The organism is Lentzea sp. NPDC059081 (assembly GCF_042738015.1).
Classification (GTDB): domain Bacteria; phylum Actinomycetota; class Actinomycetes; order Mycobacteriales; family Pseudonocardiaceae; genus Lentzea.
Map to the genome: position 1 here is coordinate 27,906 of NZ_JBHYGW010000005.1, position 18,509 is coordinate 46,414.

An 18,509-nucleotide genomic window follows, 5' to 3' on the forward strand; every position below is an offset into this window, starting at 1 on the left:
GGTGTCGGCAGGTCAGGACATCGAGGCGATGAGGCTGGCGGGCCGCAGGTCCGTCCAGTTCTCCTCGACGTAGGACAGGCACGCGTCGCGGGTGTCCGGGCCGAAGGTCGTGCTCCAGCCCTCGGGCACCGGGATGCGCTGCGGCCAGAGCGAGTGCTGGTTCTCCTCGTTGACCAGCACCAGGTACACGCCGTCGGCGTCCTCGAACGGGTTGGTGGCCATGGCAGTTCTCCTCTTCACCAGGGTCGGGTGTCGTGCAGGTGGGCGACGCGGTTGAGCGCGGCGAGCAGGCCGGCCGAGTCCGCGGGGGTGGAGCGGTCCACAGAGGTCGGTGCGATGGGCATGGCGCCGACGGACGACCAGCGCAGCCGGCCGGTGTCGTCGATGTGGCTGCGGGCCTGGCCCGCGTTGTCGGGGTGCAGGCAGTACGGCACGTCGAGCAGGCCGCGCCGGAACGCCGCGAGCATCGCCGTGCCGGGGTCGCCCGGCAGCTCGAGGACCGCCTCGACGAGCGCGGTCGCCTCAGCCAGCACGCCGTTGTCCTGGAAGGGCTCCTCGTACGAGACCGAGGCAGCGGCGGCCGCGGCGCTCTCCAGGGCGTCGACGTTCTCGGCGACGGTCGGGATGCGGTGCGCCTCGGCGACGGTCTTGACGATCAGCCGCTGGGCGCCCGCCCGGACAGCCAGCCGCGCCGCGTTGTCGTTCAGCAGCCGCGCCCCGGACCTGGTGCGCGGGAACACGCCCATGTACGTGTAGACCACGACGTGCCAGTCCACATCGGACAGGAACCGGGCCGCGAGGGCGCGCAGGGCGTGGACCGCCTCGGCGTCCTGGTCGGCGTTGGTCTGCTGGGCGTAGCTCAGCGAGACGCTGCGCACCCCGTGGCAGCGGAAGAACACCGCCTCCAGGACGCTGATCGCGACGAGCAGGCTCGGCGGGCACAGCTGGCCCATCATGCAGCCGCCGAACGTCTCCAGGTGCCCGGTGAACCCCTCGCACGCCTCCGACCAGTGCGCGACCGAGTCGCGCAACGGCCTGCGGCTGTACGGCAGGCAGTAGGACACCGGTCCGCCCTCGGTGGCGTCCAGGCCCGCCGCGGCCAGCGCGCCGAAGATGGCGCGCGGGTCGGCGGACCCGTGCCGCACCTGCACGGGGAACCCGTCGAGCCCGTCCAGCACGCCCCGCGTCACCACCGGGTCGTGCGAGACGATCGGGTACCCGTTGAGCCGGGCACCGTCGCGCAACGCCGCCGACGCCGCCTGGTGGTCGCCGACTCTCGTGTAGCTGTCGACGGTGAGCGTGCCGACCGTGGTGGCACGGGCACCGCGCACCGCCAGCAGACCGCCCCGCATCTCCACCGGTGACGCCATCCCCATGCGGGGCTGCACGACCAGCCGGCCGTCGGCGTGCGCCCGTGCGACCGCGTCCGCGAACGCGCTCATGACACCGTTCCCGCCGTGCGGCACAGCACCTGCGTGGCGATGAACTCCTGGAACCGCGTGATGGCCGTGTCGTCGTCGAAGACCTCGGCGAACCCGGCGGCGCGCAGGGCGTCGGCGCGAGCGGGTTCGGGGCCGCCGGTGCCGAGCTTGCCGCCGATGACGACGGGCACCGCGGCGAGCCCCGGCCGGCTCCGCAGCTCGGCGAGCGCCCGCGCGCCGTCGAGGTAGCCGTGGCCGTTGACGCTGCTGAGGACGACGAGGTCGGGCTGTTCGGCCTCGCACTCGTCGGCGAACAGCTCCGGCGGCACGCAGGCGCCGAGGTTGACCACCCGGTACCCGGACTCCTCCAGCAGCAGCTGCAGGTAGACGAGGTTCCACGTGTGCGAGTCGGACGCGGTTCCGGACAGCAGGACGAGGTTCTTCATGTCACGTCAGGCTTTCTCTGTGGCGGTGCGCCGTGTCGGCGGCACCGGACGAGCCGGGGAACCAGACGTCCTCGGTGCCCAGCGCGGCGGGCGAGTACTTGCCCAGCGCGCTGATCAGCAGCCGGAGCTCGTAGGCGAGGCACTCGACGAGCCGGCGCAGGCCGTGGTCAGGGTCGGCGTCCACCGCGGTCAGCGCGGCACGGCCGAGCCCGACGGCGGTGGCACCCGAGGCGAGCGCCTTGACCGCGCGCCCGCCCTCCCACATGCGGCCGGTGGTCAGCAGACAGCCGGCCGGCTGGCCGATCCGGCGCAGGCACTCCGCGAGCGGCAGGCCCACGTGGTCGAGGAACGCGCGCGGCGCCCACCCCGTGCCACCCTCGGCGCCGTCGACCGTCACCGCGTCCGCGCCGGCCTCCCACGCACACGCCGCTGCCTGCGCCACGTCGCGGCCGGGGTGGAGCTTCACCCAGATCCGGGCGCGCGGGAAGTTGTTGCGCATGAACCGGATCTGCTGGCGCAGGATCTCGTCGGTGAACGTGCCGGGGCTGCCCGAGCGCAGCACCCCGGGACCGGACGACCACAGGTCGTCGATCGCGAACTGCTCCGACACCCGTGCCGCCGTGGCGCGGTCGAGCACCGTGAGGCCGCCGAGTCCGGGCTTCGCGCCCTGGCCGACCTTGAGCTCGAAGCCCAGCCGGCCGGACGCCAGCAGCGGTTCCGCGGACGGGTCGCTGTAGACGAGGTTCCACACCTCGGCGTCGGCGTCCTCGGTGCTCTGCTGCACCACGACCCCGCCGTGCGCCGGGCCGGCCTCGTCGAGGTAGGCGCGGACGCGGGCCAGCATCCCGGTGGTGGTGCCGGGGTCGCGGTGGTAGCCGGTGACCGGGACGACGTTCTCGCCGATCACCATCGGGATGCCGAGCGCGCCCGCCTGCCGACTGGCCGCGACCGACACCTCGGAGCTGCCGATGCGGGTGGACCCGAAGGCGGACAGGAACACCGGCAGCGCGGAGGTGAAGCCACCGATCGTCGTCGTCAGGTCCACATCGGACTGCAACGGCTCGCGACCGAGGTCGATCAGCTTCTCCAGGCGCAGCGGCATGAACACCGGCGGCACCAGGCGGGCCGCGTCGAGCTCGTCGGCCGGCTGCGCACCGGCGAAGGCGTTCTGCCCGAACACCTCGTGGCCGTAGGACTCCACGGGCGGGAACGCCTCCGCGGCACCGCCCAGGGCCCGCGCCCGCACCTGCTCCTCGGGGAACCCGCCCGCCCTCACGGCGACACCTCTCCGGGAACCTTCGGGTAGGCGTTGACCTGCCACACCGCGTCCAGGCCGGTCAGGAACCGGTTGAGGCGCTCCAGGCCCATGCCGAACCCGGCGCTGCGCGGGATGCCCTCGCGCATGACGTCGAGGTACCAGCGGTACTTCGCTGGGTTCTCCCCCGTCTCGCGCATGCGGGTGACGATCGTGGCGTAGTCGGACTCGCGCTCGCTGCCGCTGACGAGCTCGCCGTAGCCCTCGGGCGCGAGCAGGTCGAAGTTGCGCAGCCGGCCCGGCTCGGTGGTGCTCTCCCGGTCGTAGAAACCGCGCGAGCCCTTGGGGTAGTCGGTGACGAAGAACGGGCGGTTCTTCTTCGAGGACAACAGCTCCTCGCCGGTCCACTCGATCTCGGCGTCCGGGCTCTGCGAGTAGTCGAGCCCGTGCAGCTCGTCGACCGCCTGGCGGTGGCTGAGCACGTCGAACGGTCCGGCGAGCAGCTCGGCGAACGCCAGGGGGTCGCGGCCGAGGAGCGCGAACTGGTCGGGCACCGTGGCGAGCACGTGCTTCACCACGTGGGTCAGCAGCCGTTCGGCCACGCCCATCGCGTCGGCGCGGGTGCCGTGCGCGATCTCCACGTCGATCTGGTGGAACTCCGCGAGGTGGCGCCGGGTGTTGCAGGTCTCGACCGGTTCGGCGCGCACGTTGGGTGCGATGTAGAAGATCTTGTCGAACGCCAGCAGCGACGCCTGCTTGTAGAGGATGCCGCTGGTCATGACCTTGTACTTGTGGCCGTAGTAGTCGACGTCGAGCTGCTTGGACCCGCGCGCCCCCGGATCGGTCACCGGACCGATCACCGGCGGGAGCAGCTCGACGAAACCCTCACCGCGCAGGAACTCCCTGGCCGCGCCGAGGACCTCCTGCTGGATGCGCATCGCGGCCCTGGTGGTGTCCGAGGCCAGGTGCCGTGCCAGTGGTGGCGGCAGCCGATCGGCCTTCGGCGCGATCGCGACACTCGTTGCGTGCTCCATGTTTCTTTCCCACCCTTGGTTTCTGTGATCGGAGAGAGGTCAGAGCGAGGACGGCGGGACGATCACGCGCCGCCAGCCGCCGGGGTCGGGCAGGACGCCGCGCTGGGTGTCGACGAGTGCCTGGCGCAGCTCGCGGGTCACCGGTCCGGCGGTGCCGTCGCCGATCACCCAGTCGCCGTCGCGGTCGCGGACCGTGCCGACCGGCGTGACCACGGCCGCCGTGCCGCAGGCGAAGACCTCGGTGATGAGGCCGGACGCGCACTCCGCGCGCCACTGGTCCACCGAGATCCGCTCCTCGCGGACGGTGTGGCCGAGGCGGTCCGCCAGCACGAGCAGCGACTCGCGGGTGACGCCGGGCAGCAGCGTGCCGGTCAGCCCCGGCGTGACGACCTCGGTGCCGGAGGCGGTGCGGCGCACGAAGAACAGGTTCATCCCGCCCATCTCCTCGACCCACCGGTGCTCGGCGGCGTCGAGCCAGACGACCTGCTGGCACCCGGCCTGGCGGGCGAGGTTCTGCGCGACGAACGACGGGCCGTAGTTCGCGGCGCACTTCACGTCGCCGGTGCCGCCCTGGACCGCGCGGCTGTGCTCGCGGCTGACGAGCACCGACACCGGCTCCAGCGCCTTGTCGCCGAAGAAGCCGCCGGCGACGAACGCCATCAGCAGGAACCGGTACTCGTCGGACGGGCGCAGCATCAGGTTCGGGTCCGTCGCGAACATCAGCGGCCGCAGGTAGAGGCTGATCGACGGGTCGTCGGGCAGCCCGGCCCCGTCGAGGAGCACGAGGTCGTCGATCGCGGAGAGGAACTCGTCCACCGGCAGCTCCGGCATGGCGAGCCGGCGGGCGGAGCTCTGGAACCGCAGGGCGTTGCGGTCGGGGCGGAACACCGACACCGAGCCGTCGGGACCGCGGTGGGCCTTGAGGCCCTCGAAGATCACCTGGGCGTAGTGCAGCCCGATGGTCGCGGGGTGCAGCGGCAGCATCTCCAGCGGGCCGACGCGGCGGTCGTGCCAGCCGTCGACGGCGTTCCAGGAGAGGCTGACCATGTGGTCGGTGAACGCGTCACCGTGACCGGGACCGGTCGAGGCAGGGGCGGTCATCTGGGCGGTCATCAGGAGTTCCTTTCGTCCGGGATCCGCAGCTCCCGCACGTGGGGGCGGGAGAAGGCGTAGAGCAGCAGCGCGAGGAAGCCGCCGGCGAACAGCAGCGCGGCCGCGCCGAGACCGAGAACCTGTGCGAGGAGGCCGAAACCGACCATCGTGAGCGGCGTCAGCGCGTCGTCGGTGAGAGTGAGGACGGAGCCGACGCGGCCGATGTACTCCTCGTCGACGGAGGCCTGGAAGGCGCCGGAGAGCATCGGTGAGGCGAGGCCCGCCACGACACCGACGACGGTCATCCCGGCGATGGTCGCGGCGTAGCCGGCGTTGCCGACCAGCCCGAGCGACGCAGCCTGGGCGAACAGCAGGAGCACGGCGGCGCGCAGTGGTCGTTCGGGACGCCACTTCAAGGCGATGAGCGTGCCGATCGCGGCACCGCCCCCCATCGCGGCGGTCAGCCAGCCGAGTCCGACACCGCCCCAGCCGCGGTTCACCGCGTGCAGTGCGAGGCCGACCGCGACCACCGGGCTGACGAAGACGTTGAGGCCGGACAACGTGATCACGAGGTCGCGGACCTTCGGCGTGTGCCGCAGGTAGGACAGCCCGTCGCGGATGTCGGCACGGACCGTGCCGCCGGTGGAGCGCGCCAGCGGCCAGCGCGGCCGGACCGCGATCAGCACCGCGAGCACCACGACGAACGAGACCAGGTCGAGCGTCATCGCGCCGCCGAGTCCCCACGCCACCAGCACCAGCCCACCGAGCGGGGCACCGAGCACACCGGCCAGCCGGTCGAGCAGCTGCCGCAACGCCGACAGCCGCACGAGCTCGGTCCTGCGCACCAGCTGTCTCGGGAACGCACCGGCCGCGGGTCCGTAGAACGCGTCGGCCACGCCGAAGAGGAGTCCGACCGCCATCAGCAGACCGGCGGACACCCCGGTCGCCGCGAGCACGGTCAGCGCCGCGCCGAGCACGACGATCCGCGCCACGTCCGCGCCGATCATCATGCGGCGGGCGTCGAACCGGTCGGTGAGCGCGCCGCCGACGATCGTCAGCAGAGCGCGGGGAATGGTGGCGCAGGCGAGGACCAGGCCGGCGAGGCCCGCGTTGCCGAGCTGGGCGGCGGTGAACGCGAGGGCGACGTACCAGATCTCGTCGCCGACGGCCGAGACGCCGGTGGCGAACGCCCAGCCCAGGGCGCGGCGGTCGCGCCACAGGGTGCGCGGGGCCTCGGTCGCGACTCCGGGCGCACCGCCCGGCACGACTGCGGGGTCGTCCACCTGGGACACCCCGCTCACCGGAGCGCCCCGGCGGGGGCGGCCGTTCGTTGGCTGCTGGCGGACATCGTTCCTCCGAGACGTTTCTCGCGGGCTGTCGCCGTTCGGGACAGCACCAATCTCGGATATCCCGCTATCTCGGCGACATCACGAACCAATCCGGCTGGAATAGACCGCCCAAATCGCACCGGCAGCTCCCCTCAGAAGCTGCCTGAACTGGGGATACATCCCCCGCTATCTCGGGATGGCGGGAACCGCTCCCGTGATAGCGGCGGGATTGTCCTCGAGATAGGGCCGGGATTCTGGCGCCGAATAGCGTTGTGGACATCAGCCGGAAACAGCCGCTGAAAATCCCCGGACAAATCGCAAGGAGATCGTCATGACGCACGCCCTGATCGCCCGGATCACCACCACCGTCGCCGGCGCCGCGCTCGTCCTCGGACTGGGTGCCGCGGTGCTCGACGCGGTCGTGCCGGCCGGGTCCGTTCAGGTCGCGGCGGACAGCAACCCGTGGAACGGCACCCCGGACAGCAACCCGTGGAACGGCACGCCCAGCGGCGCGCAGGACGACAGCAACCCGTGGAACGGCGTGCAGGACAGCAACCCCTGGAACTGACCGCGTCCCAAGGGTTCGAGGAAAGAACGAGTACTACCCGGCGGCCAGCACGGTGAGCGCCTGCTCCGCGGCCACCCGCTCGCGGTCCATCCCGCGGTCGCCGAAGGTCTGCACCGCGTGCAGCACGAGCTCCGACGCCCGGTGCGCCTCGCCGAGACGGGCCAGCACCGGCGCCAGGTCCAGCCGGACCGCCGCGGCACCCACGTGGTCCATGATCCGCTCCCGCGCCGCCAGCGCCTGCTCGAAGTAGCCCAGCGCCGCGCGGTCCCGCCCGAGCACCGCGTTCACCTCGCCGAGGTTGCGCAGCAGGTGCCCCTCCCCGATCACGTCCCGGCTCTCGCGCACCATCTCGAGCACCCGCGCGAACGTCCTGGCCGCCTCGTCGTGGTCCCCCGCCTTCACCTGCACCTGCCCGATGCGCCGCAGCGCGTGCGGGATGCCGCTGCGGAAGCCCGCGTCCTCGAAGATCCCGATCGCCTCGGTCAGCTGCGCCCTGGCCTCGTCGGTGCGGCCGCGCCGGCACAGGACGTCGGTCTGGTGCGTCAGCACGATGCCGCGTCCCACCAGGTCGCCGGCCCGGTCGAGGTCGCGCATCGCGGCGGCGTACAGGACGAGCGCCTGGTCGTCGTCACCCGCCCAGCGGGCGAGCAGGCCGAGGTCGCGACGGCACAACGCCAGGCCGCGCGGGTCGTCCAGGTCCACGAACGTCGCCAGCGCCGCCGTCAGCGCCTCGTGCGCGCGGCTCGTCTGGCCGCGGTTGATGTGCAACGTGCCCAGTGAGCTCAGCACCGCCGCCGTGCCGCGCACGTTCCCGGCGGCGCGGGTCGCCTGCAGAGCCTTCTCGTGCGTCTTCTCCCAGTCGTCCAGGTAGCCGTGCGACTCGAACAGCGTCGCCGACGTGACGGCCAGGTCCCAGCACGCCTCGTCGAACCCGGCGTCGGCGGCCTGGGTGATCGCCGCGCACAGGTTGGCCTGCTCGCCGTCCAGCCACTCCAGCGGGTCCGCGAGGACCTGCTGGACGTAGGTCGGCGGTGGCGTCCACCGCGGCGCGTCGCCGTGCAGGATCGCGTAGTCACCGCCGTAGATGGCGCGATGTGCCTGCTCCGCCAGGGCGAGCCAGCCGCCGAGGACGCGTTCGACCGCGTCCCGCCGCACGCCCTCCGCCACCTCGGCGTGCAGCTTCTCCAGCGCGAACAGCCGCACGATGTCCTGGTAGCGGTAGCGGAACTCCCCGGTCCGCTCCACTGTGGACACGTCGAGCATCTGCACGTCCACCAGCGGTTCCAGCAGGTCCGACGGGTACCGCGAGTCGTCGTCCAGCACCGCGCCCGCGACCCAGCCGGGCAGCTCGGGTCCCTGGGAGAGGCCGAGCAGCCCGAACAGGGTGCGCGACCGGCGGTCCATCCCGTTGTGCGTCAAGGAAAGGCTCGCCCGGATGGTCATCTCGCCGTGTGCCAGCTCGTCCAGCCGGTGCCGTTCGCTCGCGAGGCGGTGCACCATCGACGCGAGCGACCAGTGCGGCCGCGCGGCCAGCCGGGCCGCGATGATCCGCAACGCCAGCGGCAGCCCGCCGACGGTCCGCACGAGTGCCGCGGCGGCCTCGGGTTCCCGTTCGACGCGGTCCGTGCCGACGACCCGGCCCAGCAGTTCCAGCGACTGCGCCGGGGTGAACACCTCGACCTCGACCTGGCGCGCGCCCGGCACCCCGGTCAGCCGCGACCGGCTGGTCACCAGCACGGCGCACTGGTTGCTGCCGGGCAGCAGCGGGATCACCTGGCTCTCGGAGGACGCGTCGTCGAGCACGACGAGCGTGCGCCGCTCGGCCATCAACGTCCGGTACATCTCGACGCGCTCGTCCAGGGTCATCGGGATGACCGGGCCGGGGATGCCCAACGCCAGCAGGAACCTGCCGAGCACGTCGATCGCGGCGGCGGGTTCCTCGCGGGTGCCGCGCAGGTCGCAGTAGAGCTGCCCGTCGGGGAACCGCTCGGCGACGCGGTGGCCGACGTGGGCGGCGACGGTCGTCTTGCCGCTGCCCGGTCTGCCGATCACCACCACGACCCCCACGGCTCTTCGGTCGCCGCCGGCCAGCACGGCTTCGGCGGTGCGGATCAGGGCGTCGTTGCCGACGAAGTCCGCGGTGTCGGCGGGCAGCTGGCGCGGGCGTTCGAAGCTCGGCGCGGGCGCGGCGGCGGGCGGTGCCGGTTCTGCCTGCCCCGCGATCGCGTCACCGGAGAGGATCGCGGACTCGAGCAGCCGCAACCGCTCCCCCGGCTCCAGCCCGAGCTCCTCGACCAGCAGGTGCCGACCGGCCCGGTAGACCTCCAGCGCCTCGCCCTGCCTACCGCCGCGGTGCAGCGCGAGCATCAGCAGGGCGCGCGGCCGTTCGCGCATCGGGTGCTCGTGCACCAGCCGGGTGATCTCGCCGACGATCTGGTGGTGGCGCCCGAGGTCCAGCTCCAGCTCGAGGTGGTCCTCGGTGGCGGTCAGCAGGTCCTCGTCGAGCCGCAGCGCCCGGCTGCGCAGGGCGGGGTTCGACAGCCCGCTCAGACAGGGCCCGCGCCACAGCGCCACGGCCGACCGCAGCAGGCCGGCGGCCTCGGCGGCCCTGCCCTCCTTCACGAGCACGCGCGCCTCGGCCAGCAGGCCGGCGAACACGTGCATGTCGAGGGTGTTGGCGCCCAGCATCAGCTGGTAGCCGGGCATGCGCGTGACGATCGGCAGGTCGACCCCGGCGTCCACCATCGTCTTGCGCAGCCGGGACACGCAGATCTGCACCTGGGTGCGCGCGGTGTCCGGCGGCTCCTGGTGCCACAGCGTGTCGACGATCTGGTCCGTGCTGACGACCTGGTTGGCCTCCATCAACAGCAACGCCAGCACGACCTGCTGACGTCCCGGTGTCACCGGCACCGGTCCCGACGGCCCCTCGACCTCGATCGGCCCGAGGATCCGCAACGACGAACCCCCCGTTTCGCGCAGCACAGCACCCACGTCCGCCGCCCCTCCCTGTACGTCCCCCAGCGACCGACTGCGTCAATGTATGGAACGGAGAAGGTTCTTGTATATCCGGCGAATGCTCGATCTCCCGCGATGCGGGACGGGATTGCGGCCCGGATGGCGCCGTGAAAGCGCCGTGATAGGCCAGGGTTATCGGCAGCTGAAAGGGTGTGCATAGCATTCCGAGCGCCCGAAGGAGTTCGCCATGACGGCAGACCGGCGGGGCACGCCGCCCAGCGCGGCGACGCTCGCAGCGGGCGTGGACCACGTCCGGTTGTCCTACCTGTACCTCGACGCGGGCGACCTGGACGCCTACGCATCCCTGCTGCACGAGGACATGCAGGTGCGGCACCCCGGCGCGCCCACCGTCCACGGCAGGGAGGCGGCGCTGCGCCTCGCGGGCCCGCGGGGGACGCACGAACTGTTCAAGGTGGTGGCGGAGGGGTATTGCGTGGTGGCGGTCGGCCATTACTCCCCGCCCGGCGACGCGGTGGTGCACGAATTCGATTTCGCGGACTTCTTCACGCTGTCCGACGACTCCCTGCTGCTGAGCCGGCGGCGGTTCTACTACCTGCCGCCACCGGGGTCGCCGTCCTGACGGGGACCACCGGCGCTCGCGGCAGAAATCGTGCGCGCAGCCTCGGGCGCGTTCGCAGCGCCGGCAGTGCGGCGGTCAGGAGAGCGCTCCCACCTGCCTGTGACAACTTGTGTCCTTCTGTTGGTTTTTGTTGACAGTGCCTGTTGACGTCCGAGAACCTGATGCGCCGCCGGTGAGCTTGCGCGAAGGGACGACGCCCATGGCACAGAAGCCGACTCGCCGAGATTTCTTCAAGGTGGCGGGTGTGTTCGCCGGGATGAACGCGGTCGCGGTCACCGCACCGGCCCAGGCCCTGGCGGACGAGACGCTGGCGGACTACGCCGGCCACACCACCGACGGACGCAGCGTCACGGTCACCAGCACGGCCGGGCAGCAGGTGAGGATCACCGCGTACGGCGACCACGTGGTCCGGTACCGCGCCGTCCGCAGCGGCGAGCACTTCTTCGCCGACGACCGCTACGAGATGGTCGACCCCGCCGGCCACGCGAGCATGGGCGGCAGCCTCCAGGTCGTGGACGGCGGCGACCGGCTCACGATCACGACCCCGGCCGCCGACGGGGTGAAGGTGGTGTTGTTCAAGGCACCTCTGCGGGTGGAGTTCCGCGCCAGGACCGATGAGCTGTTCGCCGCGGAGACCTCGGCCAGGAGCCTGACGTGGAGCGGTGGCGTGGTGCGGCAGGCGTTCGGGGCACCGGCCGCCGGGGAGCGCTTCGTCAAGGCGGGGCACGGTCTCTACGGGCGGGCTCCCAAGGTCGATCGGACCGGTGACGTCGTCTCGCACAACTACCCGCTGCAGTCCGAGCACAAGGACCAGGCGCCGGCGATCGTGCCGATGTACCTGTCCTCCCGCGGGTACGCGATCTTCTTCAACACCACCTTCGACACGACGTTCAACTTCGGCAGCTCCTACGAGTTCTCCGCGGACGGCCACGGTTCGGCGGGTGTCCAGCCGCAGCTCGACTACTTCGTCATCAAGGGACCGGAGTTCCCGAAGCTGCTCGACCGCTACACCCGGCTGACCGGGCGGCCGAGGTTCCCGCGGCTCGGCGTCTTCGGGCTCCAGCTGTCCGACAAGAACTTCCCGAGCGTCAGCGACCAGAACTGGTGGACGTCGAGGATCGTCGCGCTGCGGGGTGCCGGGTTCCCCCTCGACGTGCAGGTGAACGACAACCGCTGGCGCGCCGGGTCCGGTGAGTGGGCCGGGTCGTGGTTCGAGTTCAGCACCGTGCGCTGGCCCGACCCCGCCGCCTTCAAGCGCTGGGCCGACGAGCACGGCGTGCTCACCACGCTCGACTACAACCGCAACAACTCCAACGAGATGGCGGGCTGGGTCGCGGGCCCGCCGCCCGGCTACAGCTTCCAGCCCGGCGACGTGACGGGCGTCGACCACTCCGACGCGGTGCCGGACTGGAGCAACCCGGCGGCACGGGCGTGGGTGTGGAAGGTGTTCTGGTCCAAGGCCTTCGACCCCGCGCTGGGCTTCCCGGGCGACGCGCTGTGGATCGACGAGCCGGACGAGCTGGGCCCGATTCCCTACAACGCGCTGACGGCGAACGGGCAGCGGTGGTCGGAGCAGCGCAACGCCTACTTCCTGTACTGCCAGAAGGGAGTGGGGGAGGGCTGGGACGCCCAGGTGGGCCGCGCCAAGCGGCCGTGGACGTTCACCCGCGGCGCCACGGCGGGTCAGCAGCGCTTCGGGCACCTGTGGACGGGCGACATCGAGTCGACCTACGCCGAGATGAAGGAACAGATCCGCGGCATGCAGAACGCGGGCCTGGGCGGGTTCCCGTACGCCAACATCGACGCGGGCGGCTTCTTCGGCGGCGTGATCTCCAGCGGCCTCTACCGCAACTGGGTGGCCGCCTGGGCGAGCCTGTCCCCGGTGTGGCGCCCGCACTCGAACGGCGACACCGCGGCGCTCGGCCCCGCCGGGTCGCGCTGGCCGATCGACCAGGGAGCGGCGGAGCAGGCCGACTTCCTCAAGTACAGCCGGCTGCGCTACACGCTCATGCCGTACGTCTACACGATCGCGCACATCGCGCACGCGACCGGCGTGCCGATGGCCAGGGCGATGGTCGTCGACCACCAGGGCAACGCCATGGCGTACTCCCACGACCTGCAGTACATGTGGGGCCCGTCGATCGTCGTGATGCCGGTGACCACCGACGTCGACGGCGAGGTGCAGCGGATCTGGCTGCCCGCGGGCGAGACCTGGTACGACTTCTGGACCGACGGGAAGACCGCGGGCTCGGACACCTCCGAGAAGAACTGCGTCACGCGCACCGGTGAGATCCTGATGTTCGTGAAGGCCGGCAGCGTCCTGCCGAGGTACAAGTACGCGCAGAGCACGGCGTTCCTGGACAGGTCGCAGCTCGAGCTCGACGTCTACACGGGCAAGGACGGCTCGTTCGCGCTCTACGAGGACGACGGCAAGACCGAGGACTTCCGGTCGAGCTCGTCCGCCACGACGCAGATCTCCTACACCGACGCGAACCGGCGGGTGACGGTCAACAATCCCGTTGGCACGTACCAAGGTGCGCCTACGGCCCGGCGCTACCTGGTGCGGCTGCACGGACTCACGGCGCCGGTCGGCATGCGTGTGAACGGCGGTGCGACGCTGCCCGCGTTCACCGGCGAGACGGCGGCGGTCCTCAACGGCTCCGGCCAGGTCTGGGACGCGGCGAGGAAGGTGCTGACGGTGGTGACGCCGCTGATCGGCGTCGCGTCCGGCGGTGTCGCGGTGACGGTCGAACCGAGCGGCGCGGCCTTCCCCGCCGCTTCGGCACGGGTCGTCCACGAGGACACGGTCCGCGGCGGAGCGGTCCTCGCGACCCAGCACCCCGGCTACACCGGCACCGGGTACGTCGACTACGCCAACGCCGCCGACGACTTCGCCGAGTGGACCATCTCCGTGCCGGCCGCGGGCACCCGGACGCTGAGCTTCCGCTACGCCAACGGCGGCACCGCCGACCGGCCGTTGCGGATCTCGGTCGACGGCGCGGTCGTGACGACCTTGTCCTTCCCTCCCACCGGTGACTGGCGGACGTGGCGGATCGTCGGCGTGAGCGCGGCGCTGCCGGCCGGGAGCGCCGTGCGGGTGCGGGCGACGGCGACCGGGGCGAGTGGCGGCAACCTGGACTGCCTGGTGGTCGACTGACCGAAATCCCCCCGACCAGCGCTTCCCAGCGGCTTCCCAGAAGTCGCCCACGACGCGGCGGCACGGTTCCTCCCACGCACACAAGGGCAAGGGGAGGAACCTGATGCGAAGAACGATGCTGACCGTCGCCGCGCTCGTGGGGGCACTGGCGGTCCCGGCGCTGCCCGCCCAGGCGGCCACGACCTGCAACGGCCTGGCGGTGACGATCTCCGGCACCGCGGGCAACGACTCGATCATCGGCACGGCCGGTGACGACGTCATCGCCGTGGACGCCGGCAACGACCTGGTCCTCGGGATGGGCGGCAACGACACCGTCTGCCTCGGTGCCGGTGACGACCTGTTCGACGGCGGCACCGGGGACGACACGGTGGTCTTCGACGCGGTGGCGGACGGCGCGGACACCGTCGTCGGCGACTCCGGCTTCGACAGCGTGCTCTACTCGGCCAGGACCGCGGCGGTGTCCGTCACCCTCGACGGCGTGAACAACGACGGCGCGACCGGCGAGCACGACAACATCGGGGCCGACATCGCGCGGATCGTCGGCGGCGCCGGGTCCGACGTGATCGACGCCGGTGCGGCGACGGTGCAGACGGTCGTGCTGGGCGGCGCGGGCGACGACACGCTCACGACGACCTTCAACGCGGCGGGCGAAGCCGGTGACGACACCGTGAGGCTGCTCAACGGCGGCAGCGGGTCGTTGTTCGGCAACGACGGCAACGACAAGATCTTCGGCGGCCCCGTCCGCGACGACCTCAGCGGGGGCAACGGCGACGACAAGCTGTTCGGCGGCGGAGGCGACGACACGATCTTCGCCGGGCCCGGCAACGACCTCCTGGCCGGCGAGGCGGGCAACGACGTGCTCTTCGGCGAGACCGGTGCCGACGAGCTGATCGGCGGGCTCGGCACGGACTCGATGTTCGGCGGCGACGGTGACGACACGGCCGACTCGCTGGTGTCCCTGGACGGCAACGACTCGTTCTCGGGTGGTGTGGGTGCCGACACCGCGAACTACGGTCCCCGCCAGTTCGGCGCGGGCAGGACGATGACCATCAGCCTGGACGGCGTCGCGGACGACGGCGAGCAGGGCGAGGGCGACAACAACGGGACCGACGTGGAGAACGTGGTCGGTGCCGTGGGGCCGAACGTCATCACCGGCAACAGCAGCCCGAACGTGTTGCAGGGCGGGCAGTCCGGCGACGTCATCCGCGGTGCCGACGGGATCATGGGCAACGACCGGGTGATCGGCGGCTTCGGCGCCGACGTCTGCACCGCGGACCCCGGTGACGTGAAGGACTGCGAGTTCTGACCCGAGCGGTATCTGCGACCGGCACGGCGGCACTTCACCAGGGTTGTCCACCCGACCCGCGTGGAGGCCGCCGTGCCCGTCGAGTTCAGGGTCCTCGGACCGCTGGAGGTCCTGGAGGACGGCCGCCCGCTCGCCCTCGGCGGCCCGCAGCAGCGCGGGCTGCTGGCGTTGCTGCTGCTGGCGGCGAACCGGGTGGTGTCGCAGGACCGGCTGGTGGCCGACCTGTGGGGAGACGACCCGCCGGGCACGGCGCGGGGCCTGCTGCACGGGTGCGTCGCCGGGCTGCGGCGGGTGCTGCCCGCTGACCGGCTCGTCCGGCGCTCCCCCGGCTACCTGCTGCGGGTGGCCGAGGGCGAGCTGGACGCCGACCGGTTCGAGGCGCTCGCGGTCGACTCCCCCGGCGCCGCACTGGACCTGTGGCGCGGACCGGCCCTGCACGACCTGCCGCTCGAGGCCTGCCGGGTCGCGGCGGCGCGGCTCGACGAGCGGCGGCTCGCGGTGCTCGAACGGCGGATCGACGCCGACCTGCGGCGCGGGCGCTTCACCGAGCTGACCGCCGAGCTCGCGGTGCTGGTGCGGGAACACCCGCTGCGGGAACGGTTGTGGGCGCAGCTCGTGGTCGCGCTGTCGGGCGCGGGCAGGCAGGGTGACGCGCTGGCGGCGTTCCGGCGGTTGCGGGCCACGCTCGTCGACCAGCTCGGCATCGAACCGAGCGCGCTGCCGCGGCAGGTGGAGCAGGCCGTCATCGAGGGCGCCGACGCGTTCGCCGCGTACCGCCGTCAGCTCGGCGAACCCGAGCCGCCCGCGCCCGCGGCGCTCGTGCCCGCGCAGCTCCCCGCGCCGGTCCCGGTCTTCACCGGCCGGGCCGGCGACCTGGCGCAGCTGGACGCACTCCTCGGCGGTGAGCCGGTCGCGGTGGTGGCCGGTGCGGCGGGAGTGGGCAAGACCGCGCTCGTGGTGCAGTGGGCGCACGGCGTGCGGGCGAAGTTCCCCGACGGCCAGCTCTACGTCAACCTGCGCGGCCACGCCTCGACGCCGCCGATGACGCCCGTCGCGGCGCTGGCCGGGTTCCTGACCGCCCTCGGCGTCGCCAGGGTGCCGCTGGACCTCGACAGCGCGGCCGGCCTGTACCGCACGCTGCTGGCGGACCGGCGGGTGCTCGTGGTGCTGGACGACGCGAGGAGCGCCGACCAGGTCCGGCCGCTGCTGCCGGGGGTGCCCGGCTCGGCGGTGGTCGTGACCAGCAGGTACGCCCTGGGTGGCCTGGTCGCCCGTGACGGCGCCGCGCACGTGGCGCTCGAGGTGCTCGCCCCGGCCGAGGCGGTCGCGTTGCTGGAGCGCACGCTCGGGCCGTCCCGTGCGGACGCGGCGGCGGTCGCCGAGCTGGCGCGGCTGTGCGGGTTCCTGCCGCTCGCCCTGCGGATCGCGGCCGCCAACGTGCGGCTCTCCCCCGGCCGGACCGTCGGGGCGCACGTGGCCGAGCTCGCGGCGGACGGGCGGCTCGACCGGCTCGCGGTGGCCGGGGACGACGAGACCGCGGTGCGGGTGGCGTTCGACCTCTCCTACGCGGCCCTGCCGGCGGAGGCGGCCCGGCTGTTCCGGTCGCTGGGCCACGTCCCGGGACCGGACTTCGGCGTCGAGGCGGCCACGGCGCTGCTCGGGACGGACGCCGCTCCGGCGCTGGCCCTGCTCGCCGACGCGAGCCTGCTGTCCCGGCCGGCGCCGGGCCGGTACGCGTTCCACGACCTGCTGCGGCTCTACGCGGCCGAGCGCGCGGACGGCGACCCCGGTCCGCTGTTCGACTTCTACCTGCGCGGCGTCGACGCGTGCGCGCGGACCCTGTACCCGGAGAAGGTCCGGCTGCCGCTGCCGGAGGCACCCGCGCTCGCCACCGCGGCGGAGGCGCTGGCCTGGCTCGACACCGAACGCGCCAACCTCGTCGCCGCGGCCCAGCACGGCCCGCCGCCCGTGGCGTGGCTGCTGGCCGACTCCCTGCGCGGGTACTTCTGGCTGAGGATGTGCACCGTCGAGTGGCAGGCGATCGCGGCGGCCGCGCTCGCCGCCGCGGGTGACGACCCGACCGCGGTGGCGGCGGCGGAGCTGTGCGCGGCCGACCTGCACCGGTTGCTCGGCCACTACGACGTCGCGATCGGGCACTACACCACGTCGGCCGACGCGGCCGAGACCGCGGGCTGGCTGGAAGGCGCGACCGCGGCGCTGAGCAACCTCGGCACCGCCTACTTCTGGCAGGGCAGGCTGCCCGAGGCCGCCGAGCGCTACCGGCAGGGCCTGGAGACCGCGCTGCGCACCGGGAGGCTCGCCGGCGCCGCGAGCACGCTCGGCAACCTGGGCCTCGTCCACCAGCTCCAGGGCGACCTGGACCGGGCAGCCGAACACCACCTCCGTGCGCTCGAGCTGCACCGCGAGCTGGGCGTGCGTCCCAACGAGGCGGTGAACCTCGCGAACCTCGGCGAGACCTGCCACCTGCTCGGCCGCTTCGACGAGGCGCACGACCACCTCACCCGCGCACTGGCCCTCCACCGCGAGATGGGCGACCGCGGCGCCGAGGCCGAGTCGCTGCGCGTGCTCGCCGTCGTCCGCCTCGACCAGGGCGACCACGCCCTGGCGCTGGACCACGCCCTGCGCGCCGTGGCCCTGGCCGCCGACACGGGTCACTCACCGGTGGAGGCCAACGCCCTCAACACGCTCGGCGCGGTCCGCCTGCGCCTCGGCGACCCGGCGACCGCCCGCGCCGACCACGACCGCGCGCTGCGGCTGGCGCGGGACGCGGGCACCCGCTACGCCGAGACCGTCGCCCTCACCGGCCTCGCGGAGTGCGACCTGCGGACGGGGTTAGCGGACCGCGCGCGCACGCTGGCGGAGCACGCGCGGGCGGAGGCGGAGCGCGCGGGACTGCGGCTCGTCGCCGAGCGCGCGCTCGGCGTGGTGGTGGCCGCTTCTTCTGGCGAGGACGCGGTTCTCGGCGTCCACAACGGACCCCGCGCCACCTCCTGACCGCGCGCTCCGGCCGATGTGACCGGTGTGGACAACGCCGAGTGCGGCGCGGTCCCGTCCTGCCCGCACCGCCGACCATGGCGCACCCGCGCCACCTCGGGCTGCGGCGGTGGACGATCCGCGCGGACTTCCTCGGCGGCACCGGGAACGTCCACAACGGACCCCGCGCCACCTCCTGACCGCGCGCTCCAGGACGTCCACCTCGCCGCCGGGTTGCCCCGACGAGACAGGTAGCACCTTTCACTAGTGAAGTAGTGAAAGGTGCTACCTTGGGGCTCACCAGCAGACGGAA

General features: G+C 72.7%; 14 protein-coding genes. 6 read left to right on the top strand and 8 right to left on the bottom strand.

The features are described from left to right. Positions 1-12 precede the first annotated feature (12 nt). The 7 genes from ACFWV3_RS13190 to ACFWV3_RS13220 are packed head-to-tail and all read right to left on the bottom strand — an operon-like array spanning position 13 to position 6,531. Positions 13-222, bottom strand: a complete 210-nt coding sequence (locus tag ACFWV3_RS13190) for an MbtH family protein (RefSeq protein ID WP_382411346.1) — start codon at positions 220-222, stop codon at positions 13-15. A gap of 14 nt (positions 223-236) precedes the next feature. Continuing rightward, positions 237-1,442 carry a methylaspartate mutase gene (locus tag ACFWV3_RS13195; RefSeq protein WP_382411347.1) on the bottom strand — a complete coding sequence of 402 codons (1,206 nt, stop codon included), beginning with the start codon at positions 1,440-1,442 and terminating at the stop codon, positions 237-239. Then, positions 1,439-1,867 carry a cobalamin B12-binding domain-containing protein gene (locus tag ACFWV3_RS13200; RefSeq protein ID WP_382411348.1) on the bottom strand — a complete coding sequence of 143 codons (429 nt, stop codon included), beginning with the start codon at positions 1,865-1,867 and terminating at the stop codon, positions 1,439-1,441. Before ACFWV3_RS13200 ends, ACFWV3_RS13195 begins: the two co-directional genes overlap by 4 nt. 1 nt (position 1,868) lies before the next feature. Continuing rightward, positions 1,869-3,143: a glutamate synthase-related protein gene (locus tag ACFWV3_RS13205; protein WP_382411349.1), complete on the bottom strand. Its 1,275-nt coding sequence runs from the start codon at positions 3,141-3,143 to the stop codon at positions 1,869-1,871. Then, complete coding sequence (locus ACFWV3_RS13210) at positions 3,140-4,156, bottom strand: asparagine synthetase A (RefSeq protein ID WP_382411350.1); 1,017 nt, start codon at positions 4,154-4,156, stop codon at positions 3,140-3,142. Before ACFWV3_RS13210 ends, ACFWV3_RS13205 begins: the two co-directional genes overlap by 4 nt. 39 nt (positions 4,157-4,195) lie before the next feature. Further along, positions 4,196-5,269 carry a branched-chain amino acid aminotransferase gene (locus tag ACFWV3_RS13215; RefSeq protein WP_382411351.1) on the bottom strand — a complete coding sequence of 358 codons (1,074 nt, stop codon included), beginning with the start codon at positions 5,267-5,269 and terminating at the stop codon, positions 4,196-4,198. Beyond that, a complete protein-coding gene (locus ACFWV3_RS13220; protein WP_382411352.1) occupies positions 5,269-6,531 on the bottom strand; it encodes an MFS transporter in 1,263 nt (420 codons plus the stop codon). The genes ACFWV3_RS13215 and ACFWV3_RS13220 overlap by 1 nt, the downstream gene beginning before the upstream one ends. Positions 6,532-6,907: 376 nt before the next feature. Between ACFWV3_RS13220 and ACFWV3_RS13225 the strand changes: the two genes are divergently transcribed. Beyond that, positions 6,908-7,144 (top strand): hypothetical protein, encoded by a 237-nt coding sequence (locus tag ACFWV3_RS13225; RefSeq protein WP_382411353.1) that lies wholly within the window; start codon positions 6,908-6,910, stop codon positions 7,142-7,144. Positions 7,145-7,177: 33 nt separating this feature from the next. Here ACFWV3_RS13225 and ACFWV3_RS13230 read toward each other — a convergent pair whose 3' ends face one another. Further along, positions 7,178-10,126, bottom strand: coding sequence for a BTAD domain-containing putative transcriptional regulator (locus ACFWV3_RS13230; protein ID WP_382411354.1), 2,949 nt, complete (start codon positions 10,124-10,126; stop codon positions 7,178-7,180). A 220-nt stretch (positions 10,127-10,346) separates the two neighbouring features. Here ACFWV3_RS13230 and ACFWV3_RS13235 point away from each other — a divergent pair, with 220 nt between their 5' ends. The 5 genes from ACFWV3_RS13235 to ACFWV3_RS13255 all read left to right on the top strand — a co-directional run bounded on the left by ACFWV3_RS13235 (position 10,347) and on the right by ACFWV3_RS13255 (position 18,396). Further along, positions 10,347-10,739, top strand: a complete 393-nt coding sequence (locus tag ACFWV3_RS13235) for a nuclear transport factor 2 family protein (protein ID WP_382411355.1) — start codon at positions 10,347-10,349, stop codon at positions 10,737-10,739. A gap of 199 nt (positions 10,740-10,938) precedes the next feature. Beyond that, the gene (locus tag ACFWV3_RS13240) at positions 10,939-13,896 is read left to right on the top strand and encodes a TIM-barrel domain-containing protein (protein ID WP_382411356.1); all 2,958 of its coding nucleotides are present in this window, start codon (positions 10,939-10,941) and stop codon (positions 13,894-13,896) included. Between the two features lie 103 nt (positions 13,897-13,999). Then, the gene (locus ACFWV3_RS13245; protein WP_382411357.1) at positions 14,000-15,202 is read left to right on the top strand and encodes a calcium-binding protein; all 1,203 of its coding nucleotides are present in this window, start codon (positions 14,000-14,002) and stop codon (positions 15,200-15,202) included. A gap of 72 nt (positions 15,203-15,274) precedes the next feature. Beyond that, positions 15,275-18,217: a BTAD domain-containing putative transcriptional regulator gene (locus ACFWV3_RS13250; RefSeq protein WP_382411358.1), complete on the top strand. Its 2,943-nt coding sequence runs from the start codon at positions 15,275-15,277 to the stop codon at positions 18,215-18,217. Positions 18,218-18,258: 41 nt separating this feature from the next. Next, complete coding sequence (locus tag ACFWV3_RS13255) at positions 18,259-18,396, top strand: hypothetical protein (RefSeq protein WP_382411359.1); 138 nt, start codon at positions 18,259-18,261, stop codon at positions 18,394-18,396. Positions 18,397-18,509 lie beyond the last annotated feature (113 nt).

What these genes read in the sequence shown, in the direction of transcription:
- ACFWV3_RS13190 (WP_382411346.1), bottom strand. Translation starts at nt 222, where the DNA reads ATGGCCACCAACCCGTTCGAGGACGCCGACGGCGTGTACCTGGTGCTG.
- ACFWV3_RS13235 (WP_382411355.1), top strand. Translation starts at nt 10,347, where the DNA reads ATGACGGCAGACCGGCGGGGCACGCCGCCCAGCGCGGCGACGCTCGCA.
- ACFWV3_RS13215 (WP_382411351.1), bottom strand. Translation starts at nt 5,269, where the DNA reads ATGACCGCCCAGATGACCGCCCCTGCCTCGACCGGTCCCGGTCACGGT.
- ACFWV3_RS13245 (WP_382411357.1), top strand. Translation starts at nt 14,000, where the DNA reads ATGCGAAGAACGATGCTGACCGTCGCCGCGCTCGTGGGGGCACTGGCG.
- ACFWV3_RS13210 (WP_382411350.1), bottom strand. Translation starts at nt 4,156, where the DNA reads ATGGAGCACGCAACGAGTGTCGCGATCGCGCCGAAGGCCGATCGGCTG.
- ACFWV3_RS13195 (WP_382411347.1), bottom strand. Translation starts at nt 1,442, where the DNA reads ATGAGCGCGTTCGCGGACGCGGTCGCACGGGCGCACGCCGACGGCCGG.
- ACFWV3_RS13240 (WP_382411356.1), top strand. Translation starts at nt 10,939, where the DNA reads ATGGCACAGAAGCCGACTCGCCGAGATTTCTTCAAGGTGGCGGGTGTG.
- ACFWV3_RS13200 (WP_382411348.1), bottom strand. Translation starts at nt 1,867, where the DNA reads ATGAAGAACCTCGTCCTGCTGTCCGGAACCGCGTCCGACTCGCACACG.
- ACFWV3_RS13225 (WP_382411353.1), top strand. Translation starts at nt 6,908, where the DNA reads ATGACGCACGCCCTGATCGCCCGGATCACCACCACCGTCGCCGGCGCC.